This is a genomic window from Pseudomonas sp. S2_E02, from assembly GCF_054668355.1.
In genome coordinates, this window is the sequence record NZ_CP162761.1 from 2,852,647 (window position 1) to 2,869,634 (window position 16,988).

Consider the following 16,988-nt stretch of genomic DNA (forward strand, 5'->3'; position numbering starts at 1 on the left):
TTTCCTTAGTGATCGTGGTTGCAATCCGGGCCGTGCACGTGGTCTTCGTCGTCGCCGACGTCAGCCGGTTCCATTTCCAGTTGCAGACTTACCAGATTAGTCGCCAATGGGCGCAGCAGCAGGTTGGCGTACTCGGCGTCACCTTCTTCAACGTCCACGCCGATCAGCAGTTGGCCACGGCCGTCCTGCTGGATCCACAGCTCTTTGCCTTGCCACATGACCGCGACGCGGGTGCACGAGGTTTGCAGTTGCGTGCCGTCGGTGTCTTCAAGGATCAACTGCAGGGAATCGCTCATGTTTTTACTCTCTTGGTGAGACAAGCCGCGCGCCGCGTTCAGGCGACGCGCCGGCCATCAATTGATCTGGAATGGATAAACCGCGCCCAGTTTAAGGATTTGCGTCAGTTCATCCAGTGCCGTCCGGCATTCAAGCAGCAATTGCGGATCCGCCAGATCGGTTTCGCTCAGGCGGTCGCGGTAGTGCTTTTCAACCCATGCGGTCAACGAACCGTACAACGGTGGCGTCATGATAACCCCTGGGTTGACCGCCGCCAGTTCGGTTTCGTTAAGCGCGACGCGCAGTCGCAGGCACGCCGGGCCACCACCGTTCTGCATGCTTTGCTTGAGATCGAAGACTTTCACTTCGCGGATCAGGCCGCCGGAGCTGGTCAGCTCTTGCAGGTAAGTCCAGACGCGCTCGTTGGCCTGGCACTCTTGCGGCACGATCAGCAGCATCGAACCGTCAGGACGCGAGAGCAACTGGCTGTTGAACAGGTAGGAACGCACCGCATCATCCACGGTGACTGCCGAACGCGGCACACACACGGACTGGAAGTTGCCGCCGACTTTGGCGAGCTTGCTTTGCAGTTCGGCCAGCATCTGATCGGTCTCGAGGAACGCGTCCTCGTGATAGAACAGCACTTCACCGTTACCGACGGCGATCACGTCGTTGTGGAACACGCCTTGATCGATCACGTTCGGGTTCTGCTGCGCGTAAACCACGCCTTCGTCACGCAGACCGTGCAGACGCGCAACGGCTTGCGAGGCTTCGAGGGTCTGGCGCGCCGGATATTTCTGCGGCGCCGGGTAGCGATTGTCGAAGGCACTGCGACCGAATACGAAAAACTCGACGCCCGCTTCGCCATATTCGCGGCAGAAACGTGTGTGGTTGGCCGCACCTTCGTCGCCGAACTGCGCCACTGCCGGCAACGCGGCGTGATGGGCGAAGTGCTGCTGATTGGCGAACATCGCGCCGAGCACGCGGCTGGTGGTCGGGTGCTCGATGCTGCGGTGGTATTTGCAGTTGAGGTTGGCGGCGGTGAAATGCACGCGACCGTCTGCGGTGTCGGCACTCGGGCTGACAGTCGCGGCGTTAGCCACCCACATGCTCGACGCGGAACAACTGGCGACCAGCAGCGGCATCGCCTCTTTGGCGGCGCGCTCGATCACCTGCGCGTCGGTACCGCTGAAGCCCAGACGGCGCAGAGCGGCCACGTCCGGACGCTCCTGCGGTGCGAGCACGCCTTGCTGAAAGCCCATTTCCATCAGCGCTTTCATCTTCGCCAGACCTTGCAAGGCCGCTTCCTTCGGGTTCGAAGACTGCTGGCTGTTGCTCTGGGAAGCAACGTTACCGTAGGACAGACCACCGTAGTTATGGGTCGGCCCCACTAGACCGTCAAAATTGACTTCATAGGATTTCATCAGCGAGGCTCCACGAGAATCTGTTGTTATAGGCTTCAGTAACTATTCTTTTAGACCGAGGCGCGGCCTTCGCGAGCAAGCTCGCTCCCACAGGATTTATGTTGAACACAAAATGTGTGAACACCACTGAATCTGTGGGAGCGAGCCTGCTCGCGAATGGGCATCACGCCATTTTCACGCCAGGCGTCAGGGCAGCAGGCAACACCAGGCTTGGGGTTTCCAGCGAGGCCACCGGGTACGCGCAGTAATCCGCCGCGTAATAGGCGCTGGCGCGGTGGTTGCCCGAAGCGCCGACACCACCAAACGGCGCGCTGCTCGCAGCGCCGGTCAGCTGCTTGTTCCAGTTGACGATACCGGCGCGGCTTTCCAGCCAGAACTGCTGATAACGCGCTTCAGAATCCGACAACAGACCTGCGGCCAGGCCGTAAGCAGTGTCGTTGGCTTCAGCGATCGCCGCTTCGAAATCGGTGTAGCGGATTACTTGCAGCAACGGGCCGAACAGTTCTTCGTCCGGGCGATCGGCAACTGCGGTGACATCGAGTATGCCCGGGGTCAGCAGCGCGGCCTGGGCCTGCGGCTGAGTCATTTCCAGCAGTGACACGGCGCCGTTGGCCAACAGATGTTCTTGAGCATCCATCAGCGCTTTCGCCGCGCCGAGGGAAATCACCGAGCCCATGAATGGCGCTGGTTGCTGATCGAATGCACCGACCTCAATGCTCGCACTGACTTCCACCAGACGCTTGAGCAGACTGTCGCCCCACTGCGCCTTGCGGCACCAGCAGACGGCGTGCACAGGTGCAACGCTGACCGGCAGAGATGAACGCCGACTGAATGATCGTGTAAACCGCCGCATCCAGATCAGCGACCTGATCCACCACCAGCGGGTTATTGCCACCCATTTCCAGCGCCAGAATCTTGTCCGGACGCCCGGCAAACTGCTGGTGCAGATGGTTGCCTGTGCGGCTCGAACCGGTGAAGAACAGACCGTCGATGCCCGGGTTCGCCGCCAGTGCGATGCCGGTTTCGCGAGCGCCTTGCAGCAGGTTCAACACGCCCGCCGGCAGACCGGCCTCGATCCAGCACTTGACCGTTAGCTCGGCGACTTTCGGGGTCAGTTCGCTGGGCTTGAACAATACGCTGTTGCCGGCCAGCAGCGCCGGAACGATATGGCCGTTCGGCAAGTGCCCAGGGAAATTGTAAGGACCGAACACCGCGACCACGCCGTGCGGCTTGTGGCGCAGTACGGCGGTGGCGTCGCCCAACGGGCCGCTCTTCTCGCCGGTACGTTCACGGTAGCTCTGCACCGAGATGGCAATTTTGTTGACCATGCTGGTCACTTCGGTCGCCGATTCCCACAGTGGTTTGCCGGTCTCTTCACCAATGGTGCGAGCCAGTTCGTCAGCGTGGTTTTTCAACGACGCGGCAAAAGCCTCAAGCACAGTGATGCGCTCTTCCAGCGTACGACGTGCCCAGCCTGGAAACGCCTGACGCGCAGCTTGCACAGCCGACTCAACCTGCGCAGCCGTGGCACCCTCCCCCGACCACAGCACTTGCTGGGTCACCGGGTTCAGCGATTGAAAGGCTTCGCCCTGGCCGGCCAGCCACTCACCTGCGATGTATAGCGAATTCATTATTTCGACTCCCGTGCAGCGGACAACGCCACGGCGCGCACTTGATCGCCAGCGTTGAGTTGAAGACGTTTGGCGGTCTGCGGATCGACCACCAGAGTGCCGGCAGCCAGACGCGCCGGCGCAGCAGTGATGCGGCAATCTTCGCGCTTGCGGTTATGGATGATGAACGGCGTCGCGTCTTCGCCCGGCGTGCCAACGGCGAGCACCAGCGCTTCACTGTCACGCACTGCGCGGATCTTGCCGGTTTCGCATTCGATGGCCGGACCTGCGTCGAAGATGTCGACGTAACCCTGGTAGCTGAAACCTTCGCTCTTGAGCATCGCCAAGGCGGGCTCGGTGTCCGGGTGCACCTGACCGATGACGTTACGTGCGCCTTCGGAGAGGAAGCAGGTGTACAGCGGGAATTTCGGCATCAGCTCAGCAATGAACGCCTTGTTGCCGACACCGGTCAGGTAATCGGCCTGGCTGAATTCCATCTTGAAGAAGTGACGACCGAGACTTTCCCAGAACGGCGAACGGCCGGCGTCATCGGACACACCGCGCATTTCGGCGATGATCTTGTTGCCGAACAGCTCAGGGAATTCCGCGATGAACAGCATCCGCGCCTTCGACAGCATGCGACCGTTCAGACCGTTGCGGTAATCGGCGTGCAGGAACAGCGAGCACAGCTCGGAATTGCCGGTCAGATCGTTGGCCAGAAACAGCGTCGGGATCTCGCGATAGATGTTCAGCTCTTGCGAAGCGCTGACGGTCAGACCGACACGGAAGTTGTACCACGGCTCACGCAGACCAACGGCGCCAGCAATGGCGGAAATCCCTACCACGCGGCCATCGTCGTCTTCGAGCACGAACAGGTAGTCCGCGTCGCCACGGCCAGCTTCGCCGCGAAAGGTCTTCTCGGCCCAGCCGACCCGGTGGGCCAGACGTTCTTCGTTGGCCGGCAACGTGGTCAGGCCGGTGCCGGTGCTGCGGGCCAGGTCGATCAGAGCGGATAAATCGCTACTGCGTACGGGACGAACAATCATGCTATCTCCTCAAACGGGCCGCCTTCGCCACCCGTGAAACTCGCTAAGGCGTTAAACCGCCACCAGGCGCACGCTGGCACCTTCACCGACGCCCAGGGCTTCGGCCGCTTCCAGATCCAGAGTCACCGGTTTGCCCGGTGCGTAATCCAGCTCCAGCAACACCGCGCGGTAATCCTGCAACTGCGCGTTAGCCACCAGATACTGACGCCCGGCACCTTTCACCGGCTCGCCGATCTTCACCGGCACCACGCGGCTCTGAGCGATCGAACGGATCCCCGACACACGTGCATGCAGGGTCGGGCCACCGTCGAAAATGTCGATGTAGTGATCGGTCTCGAAGCCTTCGCGCATCAGGATGTCGAAGGTGATCTGCGCACGCGGGTGCACCTGGCCCATCGCCTCTTGGGCGGAATCCGGCAGCAGCGGTACGTAGATCGGGTAATGCGGCATCAGCTCGGCGAGGAACGTACGGCTTTTCAGCCCGCAGAGGCGTTCGGCTTCGGCGTAATTGAGGTCGAAGAAGTTGCGACCGATGGCATCCCAGAATGGCGAGTCGCCGTTCTCATCGCTGTAACCGACGATCTCGGTCACCACCGAATCGGCGAAACGCTCAGGGTGGCTGGCGACGAACAGCAGACGGCCACGGGAGTTGAGCTCGGACCACGGCGAACCGACCAGCTCGCGCTGCACGTAGAAACTGGTCAGCAAGCTGTTGCCAGTCAGGTCGTGGCACTGCGAAAGCACGTGGATCTTGTTGTGGATCTTCAGCTCGCGGGAGGCGTGGACGAAGGTCTCGTTGCGGAAGCTGTAGAACGGCTCCGAGTAACCGGCCGAAGCAACAATCGCCGAGCAGCCGACCAGCTTGCCGGTGGCGGTGTCTTCGAGGACGAAGAAATAGCTCTCCTCGCCATTGAAGCTCACTTCGGCGGCAAACGAGGCTTCGCTCGCGGCGATCTTGTCGCTCAGACGTTCCACGTCATCCGGCAAGGAAGTGACACCAATCGGGCTGTCCGCAGCCAGACGCTGTACCTCGCCCAGATCAGCCATTTGCGCGGGGCGCATCACCAGCATGGTGTCACTCCTTTCTCTTATAAATTCACAGAAAAAAATAACCGGGCCTACATGGAGATCAATGTAGGAGTGAGCCTGCTCGCGATTGCGGTCTGTCAGAAACCAATGAATTGACTGACATACCGCAATCGCGAGCAGGCTCACTCCTACAGTTGATCTGGTCCGGCATAAAATTTTGATCGACGCCTGAAAAACTCCAGGCGCCGAAGGGTCTATCAGGCTTGCGTCAGTGCAGCAGCAGCGCGTTCGAAGCGGTCCAGACCAGCATCGATATCGGCGTCTTCCACCACCAGGCTCGGGGCGAAACGGATCACGTCCGGGCCGGCTTGCAGAATCATCAGGCCTTCTTTTTCAGCGGCGTTGAAGATGTCTTTGGCCTTGCCTTTCCAGGCATCGCTCAGCACGCAACCGATCAGCAGACCGAGACCACGCACCTGAGTGAACAGGCCGTATTTCTCGCCGATCTGCTCAAGGCGCGCCTTGAACTTGTCGTGCTTGGCGTTCACGCCGTTCAGCACTTCAGGGGTGTTGATCACGTCGATTACCGCTTCAGCGACCGCACACGCCAGCGGGTTGCCGCCGTAGGTGGTGCCGTGAGTGCCGACGACCAGATGTTTGGCCAGCGCTTCGGTGGTCAGCATCGCGGCGATCGGGAAACCGCCGCCCAGGCTCTTGGCGCTGGTCAGGATGTCCGGGGTCACGCCGTAATGCTGGTAAGCGAACAGCTTGCCGCTGCGGCCCATGCCGGTCTGCACTTCGTCGAACACCAGCAACGCGTTGTTCGCGTCGCACAGTTCGCGGGCACCTTGCAGGTAAGCCAGTTCGGCTGGCAGCACGCCGCCCTCGCCCTGGATCGGTTCCAGCACGACCGCGCAGGTCTTGTCGGAAACCGCAGCTTTCAGCGCGGCCAGGTCGTTGTAAGGCACGTGGGTGATGCCGGTGATTTTCGGGCCGAAACCGTCGGAGTACTTCGACTGGCCACCGACGTTGACGGTGAACAGGGTACGACCGTGGAAGCTGTTCAGCGCCGCAATGATTTCGTACTTCTCAGTGCCGAAACGGTCGAACGCAACGCGACGGGCCAGCTTGAACGCGGCCTCGTTGGCTTCAGCGCCCGAGTTGCAGAAGAACACGCGCTCGGCGAACGTGGCATCGATCAGCTTGTGCGCCAGGCGCAGGGCTGGTTCGTTGGTGAACACGTTGGACACGTGCCACAGCTTGTTCGCCTGTTCGGTCAGTGCACCGACCAGCGCCGGGTGCGCATGGCCCAATACGTTAACGGCAATCCCGCCGGCGAAGTCGATCAGCTCGCGGCCGGCCTGATCCCAGACGCGGGAACCGGCGCCACGCACCGGAATGAAAGCGGCAGGCGCGTAGTTGGGAACCATTACCTGGTCGAAATCGGCGCGTTGTACCGCAGCGTGCTCAACGGACATCGGAGTCTCCTGAAGAGGAACACTCGCCTGAAACTGGCGAGCTTGGTGAGGATTGTAAGGACAGTTTTCAGCCCGGCCTTGTCGCCAAGCGACAACTTCTTATAGCGCAAACCCCGGATTTTCCCGGGTTTACGGCAATGCGACATATAGCGTCGCAAAGGCGCAGTTTAACTGGCACCGTCGATTTGCGGCAGGCTGCAGAGAATACCAACTCAACCCTGCGACAAAGATATAAATATGTACCGCACAAGGGTGGCCGGTTGCTGATTTGCTGCGCGTTCTTTTCAACGCCAAGGAATGGCCCATGCACCTGACTCAGCCACACCCTCCGACAGCCTCGACCGCCACGAACAACGCGCTGCATCCAGACGATCATTACCTGCCACTGAAAAATGCCTTGCCCGATTGGCTCGGCGCCGCGACACCGACTCGCCGCCTGGCACTCACGAACAGCCTGCCGCGCCTGTCCCTCACTCTCCAGTCGGCACCTGCCGAGCAACATCAGCAGATGAATAGCCTCAACGCCACGCAATGGGCCGCGCAAAGCAAGGTCGATCAAAGCCTGGAACACTTGCAGGACGCCAGCACCTTTGCCGAGCCCTTGCTCCAGCAAGAACTGAAAAACTGGTTCGGCCTGGACCTGGATGTGCGCAACACCTTCGTGCGCCTGTACATCCCCGCAACCACTCCGTGGTTTCCGATCCGCACCGGCACGCGCGCCTGGACCGTGTCGTTACTGGAGGCCGCGCTGCACAACTTCGAGGAATCGGAAACCCATAACGACGCCTTCGAAGCTGACTCGACCTTCGTCACTCGTCCCACCGTCAGCGGCCAGTTCAGTCCCCTGCCGGCGATCAAGGCGAAAATGAGCATCGCCGCTTTCACCCGGTTGTGCCGAAGGCTGGACATCGGCGCGCGATACAAGGCCCATCTCGAAGACAACCTCGGCTATAGCGATCCGATGGTGGCCACCGTGCTGCGCAACAAAATCGATGACAGCCAGAAAGCCGCGATGAAAGCCGCCCTGCAGTGGGCGCGGATGAACCGCGATGTGTCGGAAAGCTATTTTCGCTTGATCGATGCCGTGCTCGACGGCATGAAGGGCCTGTACATCAGCGGGGCAGCGGTGTTGTGCCATGACATGGGGATGCTGTGCGCGCCGCTGACCGGTATCGTCGTTTTTGCCCCCGATCTGTACGCCTCGCGAGACCCGGCACGGGTGGTGGCTTATGTCCCCGATGATCCCGAGCACCCTTTCAAGGAATACGCCTCGACCTACGAACTGGTCGCCGAACTTACCCGCCAGTTGCGCTCGAAAGACTACCAGCAGTTTTTCAGCCGATTCGTGAACCACGAACATCGAGGTGTTTTCTTCAGTACCCTCAATAGCCGCTTGAGCCAGATCATGTGGCACCCGCCCGAGTCCGGCAGCTCGCTGCCCGCATGGCGCGACACCGCTGTCGAGCGCCCGGATCTGCAAACCACGCTGACCGCGTTCCATGACAATCTCTGGCAACACATCCATCACGCGAAACTGAACAAGATCTTCAATGACGCCCGGGTGATCGCCGTACCCACCGCGGTGGTCGACCAGAAAGCGCGCTGGGCCTTCTGGGACTCGGTGAGCAACATCATCTCCACCATCGTGCAGACCGCCGCGCTGATCGTTGCACCGTTCGTGCCGGTGCTAGGTGAAGCCATGATGGCGTACATGGCCTATCAAATGCTCGATGAAGCGTTCGAAGGCGTCATCGAGTGGGCGCAGGGGCGAACGACTGAAGCCTTGGAACACTTGATGGGCACCGTGGAATCGATGATCCAGTTGGGCCTGTTCGCCGTGGGCGGCAAGATTGGCGCGGCCGAGTTCCGCAAGATTTTGCCCAAGGAAGTCGTGGCGTTCATCGACCGCTTCAAACCGGTAAAACTGGCCAGTGGCAAGACCCGCTATTGGGAGCCGGATCTCGAACGCTACAAGCACCCGCAGGTTCCAACGGCAGATTCGCAGCCCGATGCGCTGGGTTTGCACACGCATCAGGGCAAGCGCCTGCTGCCCTTGGAGGATGCCCACTTTGCAGTAAAAGAAAGCCAGGTGCCGGGGCAGTACCGCATCGAACACCCGAGCCGCCCCGACGCTTACCAACCGGTGGTGCGCCACAATGGCGAAGGCGCCTGGCACACTGAACTCGAGCAACCGCTGGAATGGGATGGCGAGACGGTTCTGCGCCGTATCGGTTCTTCCGTCGAGAGCCTGTCGCCGAACGAGCGCGAAACCGTCTTGCGGATCAGCGGAACCAGCGAAGACGCGTTGCGCAAGATGCATGTCAATCAGGAAAAAGTCCCGCCTTTGCTTGCCGACAGCATCCAGCGCTTCAAGATTGATCAGCAGTTGCAACGCTTCATCGATCAGCTCGACAGCCATGTCGCCGAAGAGTTTTTGCGCGCCGACCCGGTCACACAGCTGCAGGTGCTCAGTGAATACGGGCGTTGGCCAAGCGATAAGTGCCTGCGTCTGCTCGATCGACAAGGGCAGCAGCTGTGGCAATCGTCTGCGGACGCAAGCCTGCCCGTGACCGAACTGCGCCAGGACAGACTGCTCGGTGACGACGTGCTTAAAACCCTGCTCTATAGCCTCGACGAGACGCAGATCAAAGCCTTGTTGAACGAACCCTTTGCGGGACCGACGCAGTCCGTCGAGGTACGCAGCCAGAACCTGCGCAAGCAAGTGGCCGATCTCGCCAAACGCAACAGAAGCGCGCTGTTCGAGGCGCGTTATCAGGCCCTTCAGCACCTCGATGATCCGCTGGCGGCACGACTCAAGGCCCACCCTCCCGAACTGCCGGCCAGCATCACCCGCGAACTGCTCGATACCGCGACCGGCAGCGAACTGTTGCAGATCAGCGAAGGACAATTGCCCGCGCGCCAGCAGGCACTCATGCAGATGGCCAGTCAGGAGGTGCGCGTTACCCGCGCCTATGAAGGCCTCGAGCTGGACTCGGTGAGCAATTCCGACTCCGACTCTCTGGCGCTGCACAGCCTCAAATTGTTGCCGGGCTGGAGCGGCGATGTACGCATCGAGATCCGGGACAGGCGCTACGAGGGCCCGCTACTGGACACCATCGGCCGTGAAGATGCAGCCGCACACAAGGTTCTGGTTCGCCGCGACGATGGCCAATATCAACCTTACGACGATCGTGGGCAGCAGCTGCATTCGTTCAGCGATTTTTATTCCAGCCTGTTGTACGCATTACCCGACAGCGAGCGCCAGAACCTCGACATCCGGATTGGCCAGGGCCAGGCGCTGAAGGCGACCATTCGCGAACGTACGCTTGAGCGCAACGAGTTGCGTCAGGTGATCGGCGATACGCCGACCCAACCGTCGGCCGTCGACACGCTGCGGCTGCTGGGGACCGATGGTTATCCCCCTGCTCCACCACGTCCGCCGCGCCCCAGTACCCAACCGCGCACACTCGAAGAAGACATCCGGGTGCTCTATCCGCGAATGTCGAACCGTGAGGTGGGTTATCTCGTCGAAAGCATGCTGCGCAGTCCCGCTGGCCCGCGCGCAGAGATACTTCGCTTGCAAAATGACTACCTGCAATTGCAGAACGAACTGCATGTCTGGGCCAACAATCCGCCCGCCATTCACCCCGAAACCGGTACGGCGCTCACGCCGCTGGAGAGGCGCGCCGAAATCCAGAACCGCAGGTTGCTCAGGGACGAATTACTCAAAAGCTGGCGACGGGAGAACGTCACGCACTACGATCAACAGGGCGCCGCTGGGCACGCCGTGCTGCTGAAGCACGCCATCATCGGCGACTTGCCCGTCCTCTCGAGCGATTTCACTCATATCACTTCGCTCGGCATTGATGGCAGCCCCATGACCACCTCGGTCGAGCGCTTTTTGCAGTCTTTCAGTCAGTTGCAGATTCTGGATGCGCGCAACCTCAATCTGCCAAGCCTGCCACAAGCGCTGACCTCGATGCGCTCGCTGCGCGAATTGAGATTACGCGATTGCCGAGTCAGCCTGACAACGGTCACCGAGTCGGTGTTCGCCTCTATGCCGCAACTCACTCTGCTCGATCTGCAAGGCAACGCGCTGGGCTTGCCGCCGGACCTGCACTCGATGCCTGCATTGCGTTACGTCAATCTGTCGAATACCGGTATTTACACGGTGCCCGACGACTTGCTGGATCATCCACGCCTGATCTCGGCGCAATTCGATCGCAACCGCATCACCCGGATACCGGAAAGGTTTTTCAACCTCTCCAGCTCCCTCAGCAGCGGTTACACCTTTGCTGACAACCCATTGAGTGCGGCCTCTCGCGAACGGGTGAAAGTGTTCTTCGAGCACACCGGAAAGTACTTCGGTGTCCGGCCTCCGCAGGAAGATCTGCAGCGCACGATCGCCTTGTTCCCAGCCCTTGACGCTGACAAAGCTACACAGGTGTTGTACCGACTGCCCGGACCGTTGGCCGAATTCGGTGCACAGTTGTCGCGCTGGGAAGATGAACTCGGCGCCCTGAACCTCGAACTCAATCAATGGACCAACCAGGCCGCCGTCATTGACCCTGAGACGGGCGAACGTCTGCCCCTTGAAGCACAAACCCGCGAACTGGATGCCAGGCGATCCTTTGCGCAACAGATCGAGCAGCTCTGGCGCAGCCCGCCCGGCTACTACCGCCTCGAAGCACTCAGGGCAACAGCCACGTTCACGGGGGATATGCCGACGCTCAGCGCCGGTTTCGAGCACGTTACCCGGCTGGACCTCACCGGCAACGCCAATATCACCAACGCCCTGCGCTTCGTCGAGTGCTTCCCCAACCTGGCCAAGCTGAAAATGAACGGCTTCGAACTGGAGCCGCTTGCGCTTGGCGAAGTAAAACTGCCTCGACTGACCGACCTGAAGCTGAAAAATTGTGGCGTGGTCATGACCCCGGAAAATCAGGCTGTGCTGCTGTCACTCGACAGCCTCGACTCGCTGAACTTGAGCAACAATCCGTTGGGGACGTTCCCCGACCTGAACCTGTTGCCCCAACTGTACAATCTCGACCTGTCCAACTGCGGGCTGACCGTCGTGCCGGAAGGATTGACCAGCCATCCGGGGTTTCGAACCGTGGTGCTTGCGGGGAACCGCATCACGCAACTGCCGGACGCGCTGTTCGACCTTCCCGCCGATCGCAGTTACGGCATTGACCTTGCCGACAACCCGCTATCGGCAGCCTCCCGCGACCAGATCAAGAACTACTTCCGCAGCCATCGAAACGACTTTGACGTACTGGCTGACGAGCAAGACGTTGCCCTCGCCCGGCAGTTGTTTCCCGTTCTGAACGCCCAAGAGGCCAGCGAGATGATCTACGACTTGCCTGGCGACCTGGCCGGCGGCCGAAAACAACTCGTGCGCTGGAGAGCGGAGCTGCAACAAATGCGCGAGGATCTGGCGCTCTGGGGCCTGGAAACGCCATCAGCGCACCCGGTTACAGGCCAGGTGCTTAGCGAAGGTGAGCGTCTGGTGCAACAAGCCGCGCGTTCCGCCTTCAAGGAGTTCATGGAGGGTTTCTGGCGCGAAAGGTCAATTGCCACCGGTACACGCACCGCATCTTTTACGACAGACTTGGAGTTCTTCGGCGAACTACCCCGCCTCACTGTGAGTTTCGATCATGTGACAAGCCTCAAGCTTGCAGGCAATGCAACGACCACAGGCATCGAGTCGTTTGCTGCCTTGTTCCCGAATCTTCAGGCGCTGGAACTGAAAGCCTTCGCGCTCGATGACATCCCCTCATTCGTCGGGCGCCTCAAGGATCTCAAAGCGCTCAAACTGACTGACTGCGCGCTGACACTCACGCCTGAAGGGCAGCAACTGCTCGGTGCCATGTCCAAACTGCAGTTGCTCGATCTGAGCCACAACCCGCTGACAATCGCACCTGATTTGAACGCCTTGCCAGACCTGACGAGCGTTTCACTTGCCCATACCGATATCAGCAACGTGCCCAAGGGTATCGCCGAACATCCGGCACTTGAAATTCTCCATCTCAATAACAACAACATCACCGAGCTGCCGGACGCGATTTTCAACTTGAGTGTCGATCAGGCCGACGGCGTATATCTGAACGATAATCCGCTGTCCTTGAATGCTCGCGAGCGCATCAAGCGCTACTACGCCACACATGGGCGCAACTTCCGGGTCAAACCGGCATCGGCTGACATTGCCATGGCGCAAAGACTGTTCCCGCGACTGGGTGACAACGCGGCCATCAACATGATTTATCGCCTTCCCGGGACATTGCTGGCCGGCACGACTCAACTGCTCAGTTGGGAGGCAGAAATCGCCCGAATGATGGGAGATCTCAACGCGTGGCGTGAGCGTTTGCCGGTCAACAATCCGTTGACTGAACTGCCATGGACTGCGCAGGAAAGAGCCACAGAACTCGCCGCCAGACAAGAGTTCAGCGACGAGCTTGAGCAACTCTGGCGCGGCCGGCGTAACGACAATTCAGCACTACGGCTCAACACCTTCGATGCCAAGCCGGCGTTTACCGGTGAGTTACCGGAGCTGAGCACCGATTTCACTCACATCAGGCATCTCAAACTTCAGGGCAATCCAGGGCTGAAGGTTTCCGGGGGGTTTCTCAGAAGCTTCAGCGGATTGCAGGGGCTGGAACTGCTGGACTTCTCCCTCGGCCGCATACCTCAAGCGCTGCAAAGCCTGCCGTCGCTCGAAACACTGATGTTGAGCAAGTGCCAGATCACTCTGGATCCTGGCGGACAAGCGATCCTGTCCACGCTGACCCGATTGAAATCGCTGGACTTGTTCAGCAACACATTGCAGGCCACGCCCGATGTATCGACACTGCAAAACCTGACGTTCATCGATCTGATCAACACCGGGATCGATAGTGTGCCTGTCGGGCTGGAACAGCTGCCGCATCTGGAAGTGGCGTTGCTGAGCGACAACAACATCATCGAACTGCCGGCGGAACTGACGCGTTATTCTGGCCGCGGCATGGAACTGGGCAGCAACCCGTTGTCAGAAGCTTCCAGAGAACGAGTCAAAGCCGCTTTCCAGGCCAAGGCCGACAACTTTGGTATCACCGCTCGACAGGACGACATCGAACTGGCTCAAAGTCTTTACCCATCGCTGTCCGGCTTCGACGCCAACGATCTTATCTACAGCCTTCCGGGTACGCTGGCCGATGGACGTCTTGAGCTGATGCGCCGCAGAACCGACCTGGCCGGCCTGCTCGACCGCCTGGACACCTGGGCAAATGAGCCTCCCAGCGATCCTGTAACGCAGATGCCACTTGGGAACGACGCTGCAGCCACGGAAAAACTTAATCGCCAAACCTTCAGGCTCAACCTGGAAAAGGAACTGCGCCGAACGCCCACGTTCCTGACAGATCCAGCGGTTTACTGCGAGTTGTCGTTTACCGGTGAGCTGCCGCCGCTGACTGCGCGCTTTGAACACATTGAAAAGTTGAATCTGACCACCAAAGCGTCCGCCCCGCGTCGGGTTGATCGTCTGCTGGAGCTTTTCCCGAAGCTCAAAGATGTCTACATCCGCAAATTTCCGCTGGGCGAGATTCCCGCCCCGATCTTCGCTATGGACAGGCTGCGCAGCCTGCATCTGCCCGACTGTGGAATCACCCTGACTGAACCGGCTGCAGAGGCCTTCGCAGGCTGGAAAAACCTGAGTTCCGTGGACCTGAGCAACAATCCGCTCAACATTGTTCCAGACCTGAGGCATCTCCCGCAGTTGGACAATCTGCGTCTCGGCAATTGCGCCTTGAGCAAGGTGCCTGACGGTCTGTTCGAGCTGCCTCAATTGACGAGCGCGGACTTGTCCGGGAACGCGATTACCGAGTTGCCAGGCGAGTTTCCTTTACAGCCCGGCGACGCGGTGACCGAATACAACTTCGACGACAACCCCCTTCACCCGGAAAGTCAGCAACGCCTGGACAGATACACCACGGCGTTTAACGAGCAAATGAACGAAAGATGGATGACGGGGGTCCGGAGCGAACTTGACGACTTCGTGGATTCGGATTTTTCCGATGGCGAGGAGCGACCATTACCATCGACAAGGCATAGCTGACCCGCCGTCAGCCACGCTCTGGCGGCACTGACGACAACTCGAACGGGCTGCTGCTGCGCCGCTGGTTGCGATCTTCCCGCGGCGTGGCACCGAAGAAATTGCGATAGGCGCTGGAGAAATGCGGCCCCGAGGAGAAGCCACAGGACAGGCCGATCTGGATGATGGACTTGCTGGTCTGCATCAACATCTGCCGGGCTTTGTTCAGGCGCAGCTCCAGGTAGTACTGGCTCGGCACACGGTTGAGGTATTGCTTGAAGATCCGCTCCAACTGGCGACGGGACACGCACACATGCTGGGCGATTTCGTCGGTGGTCAGCGGTTCTTCGATGTTGGCTTCCATCAGCAACACCGCTTGGGTGAGCTTCGGATGGCTGGAGCCGAGACGGTTCTGCAACGGGATGCGCTGACGCTCGCCGCCCTCGCGAATGCGTTCAACGACCAGTTCTTCCGAAACCGCTCCGGCCAACTCTGCACCGTGATCGCGAGCCAATACCGCCAGCAGTAGATCAAGCACGGACATCCCGCCGCATGCGGTCAGGCGATCACGATCCCAGTCGAACAGATGACTGGTGGCAATGACTTTAGGGAAACGCTCGGCGAAATCGTCCTGCCAGCGCCAGTGCACGGCAGCACGATAACCGTCGAGCAACCCCAGTTGCGCCAACGGATAGACACCGGCCGACAGACCGCCGATGACCGTACCCGCACGTACCAATTGCTTGAGCGCACTGCTCAGTGCCGGCGCCAATGTGGTCGGCGGTTCGTCAGCGAGCAGGAACAGTTTCTGGAAGTTTTCGAGTTTGCCGGTCCAGGCTTCACCGGGCAATTGCCAGGCGCCTTCGGCCGCCGCTGCGGTCACGGCTTCCGCCTGCAGGAACGACAGCTCGTAAACCACCTCCGGATGCACACGCTGAGCAACACGCAAGGCTTCCTCCGCCAGCGCCAGCGTCAACGCTTTAGTGCTGGGCCAAATCAGGAAACCAATTCGATGGGCAGTCATGGGCGGGCGATCCGAAACGAAGAACAGTGATGAAGGCATGGGCCAATGCTAGCCCGTAAATGAACACAAATCATGAGGCTGACAGAGATCCATTGTGGGAGCGAGCTTGCTCGCGAAGGCGGTGTATCAGTCAACATCGTTGCTATCTGAACTACCGCTTTCGCGAGCAAGCTCGCTCCCACAGGGGATTTTGGTCAGTCTCTAGGTCGCGAAGCATGACCTAATCTGGTGCATAACGGCAGCGATTACTTGAGGCTGCCCGAGAGGAATTGCTGCAAACGTTCCGATTGCGGATTCACCAGCACTTCGCGCGGGTTGCCGCTCTCTTCAACCACACCTTTGTGCAGGAACACCAACTGGTTCGACACTTCACGGGCAAAGCCCATTTCGTGCGTGACCACGACCATGGTGCGACCTTCCTGAGCCAGCGCTTGCATCACCTTCAGCACGTCGCCCACCAGTTCCGGGTCGAGGGCTGAAGTCGGTTCGTCGAACAGCATCACTTCAGGTTCCATCGCCAGAGCACGAGCAATCGCCACACGCTGCTGCTCGCCACCGGACATGTGCCCCGGGAACGCGTCTTTACGATGGGCCACGCCAACCTTGTTCAGGTAGTGCTCGGCTTTCTCGCGGGCTTCGGCCTTGGAGACACCGAGTACATGCACCGGCGCTTCCATGATGTTTTCCAGCGCAGTCATGTGCGACCACAGGTTGAAATGCTGAAACACCATCGACAGGCGCGAGCGCATGCGTTGCAGCTGTTTCGGATCAGCGGCTTTCAGCGCGCCGTCCTTGTTCGCCACCAGTTTCAGCTCTTCGTTGTTGAGCAGAATCTTGCCCGCGTGCGGCTGCTCGAGCAGGTTGATGCAGCGCAGGAAAGTACTTTTGCCGGAGCCACTGGAGCCGATGATGCTGATCACATCGCCGGCTGCCGCTTTCAGGGACACGCCCTTGAGCACTTCGTGACTGCCATAGCGTTTATGCAGGTCTTGGACTTCAAGTTTGTACATGCGGTCGGTTCTCACAAAAACAGTCA

General features: G+C 59.9%; 8 protein-coding genes and 2 pseudogenes. 2 read left to right on the forward strand and 8 right to left on the reverse strand.

What is annotated here, in order from left to right; genetic code table 11:
* Window positions 1-5: 5 nt before the first annotated feature.
* The 6 genes and pseudogenes from AB4O01_RS12785 to AB4O01_RS12810 all read right to left on the reverse strand — a co-directional run bounded on the left by AB4O01_RS12785 (window position 6) and on the right by AB4O01_RS12810 (window position 6,863).
* Complete coding sequence (locus tag AB4O01_RS12785) at window positions 6-296, reverse strand: hypothetical protein (protein WP_016983958.1); 291 nt, start codon at window positions 294-296, stop codon at window positions 6-8.
* Between the two features lie 57 nt (window positions 297-353).
* Window positions 354-1,700, reverse strand: a complete 1,347-nt coding sequence (gene astB, locus AB4O01_RS12790) for an N-succinylarginine dihydrolase (protein WP_257355933.1) — start codon at window positions 1,698-1,700, stop codon at window positions 354-356.
* 163 nt (window positions 1,701-1,863) lie between these two features.
* A pseudogene (astD, locus tag AB4O01_RS12795) lies at window positions 1,864-3,334 on the reverse strand (succinylglutamate-semialdehyde dehydrogenase).
* Window positions 3,331-4,356, reverse strand: a complete 1,026-nt coding sequence (gene astA / locus AB4O01_RS12800) for an arginine N-succinyltransferase (protein ID WP_093430400.1) — start codon at window positions 4,354-4,356, stop codon at window positions 3,331-3,333. The pseudogene astD and the gene astA overlap by 4 nt, the downstream one beginning before the upstream one ends.
* Window positions 4,357-4,407: 51 nt before the next feature.
* Window positions 4,408-5,427, reverse strand: coding sequence for an arginine/ornithine succinyltransferase subunit alpha (gene aruF / locus AB4O01_RS12805; RefSeq protein ID WP_007951057.1), 1,020 nt, complete (start codon window positions 5,425-5,427; stop codon window positions 4,408-4,410).
* 215 nt (window positions 5,428-5,642) lie between these two features.
* Entirely contained in the window at window positions 5,643-6,863 is a 1,221-nt protein-coding gene (locus AB4O01_RS12810; RefSeq protein WP_008077923.1) for an aspartate aminotransferase family protein, read from the reverse strand.
* Window positions 6,864-7,167: 304 nt separating this feature from the next.
* Between AB4O01_RS12810 and AB4O01_RS12815 the strand changes: the two genes are divergently transcribed.
* Entirely contained in the window at window positions 7,168-14,952 is a 7,785-nt protein-coding gene (locus AB4O01_RS12815) for a dermonecrotic toxin domain-containing protein (protein ID WP_460091957.1), read from the forward strand.
* Window positions 14,953-14,959: 7 nt separating this feature from the next.
* On the opposite strand, the gene argR is transcribed toward AB4O01_RS12815, so the two are convergent.
* Complete coding sequence (gene argR / locus AB4O01_RS12820; protein WP_176471324.1) at window positions 14,960-15,952, reverse strand: transcriptional regulator ArgR; 993 nt, start codon at window positions 15,950-15,952, stop codon at window positions 14,960-14,962.
* A 91-nt stretch (window positions 15,953-16,043) separates the two neighbouring features.
* Between argR and AB4O01_RS12825 the strand changes: the two are divergent.
* Window positions 16,044-16,136: pseudogene (locus AB4O01_RS12825) on the forward strand (DUF4381 domain-containing protein); the annotation flags it as partial.
* A gap of 61 nt (window positions 16,137-16,197) precedes the next feature.
* Here the strand turns inward: AB4O01_RS12825 and AB4O01_RS12830 are convergent.
* Window positions 16,198-16,962: an ABC transporter ATP-binding protein gene (locus tag AB4O01_RS12830; RefSeq protein WP_003227281.1), complete on the reverse strand. Its 765-nt coding sequence runs from the start codon at window positions 16,960-16,962 to the stop codon at window positions 16,198-16,200.
* Between the last annotated feature and the right edge of the window lie 26 nt (window positions 16,963-16,988).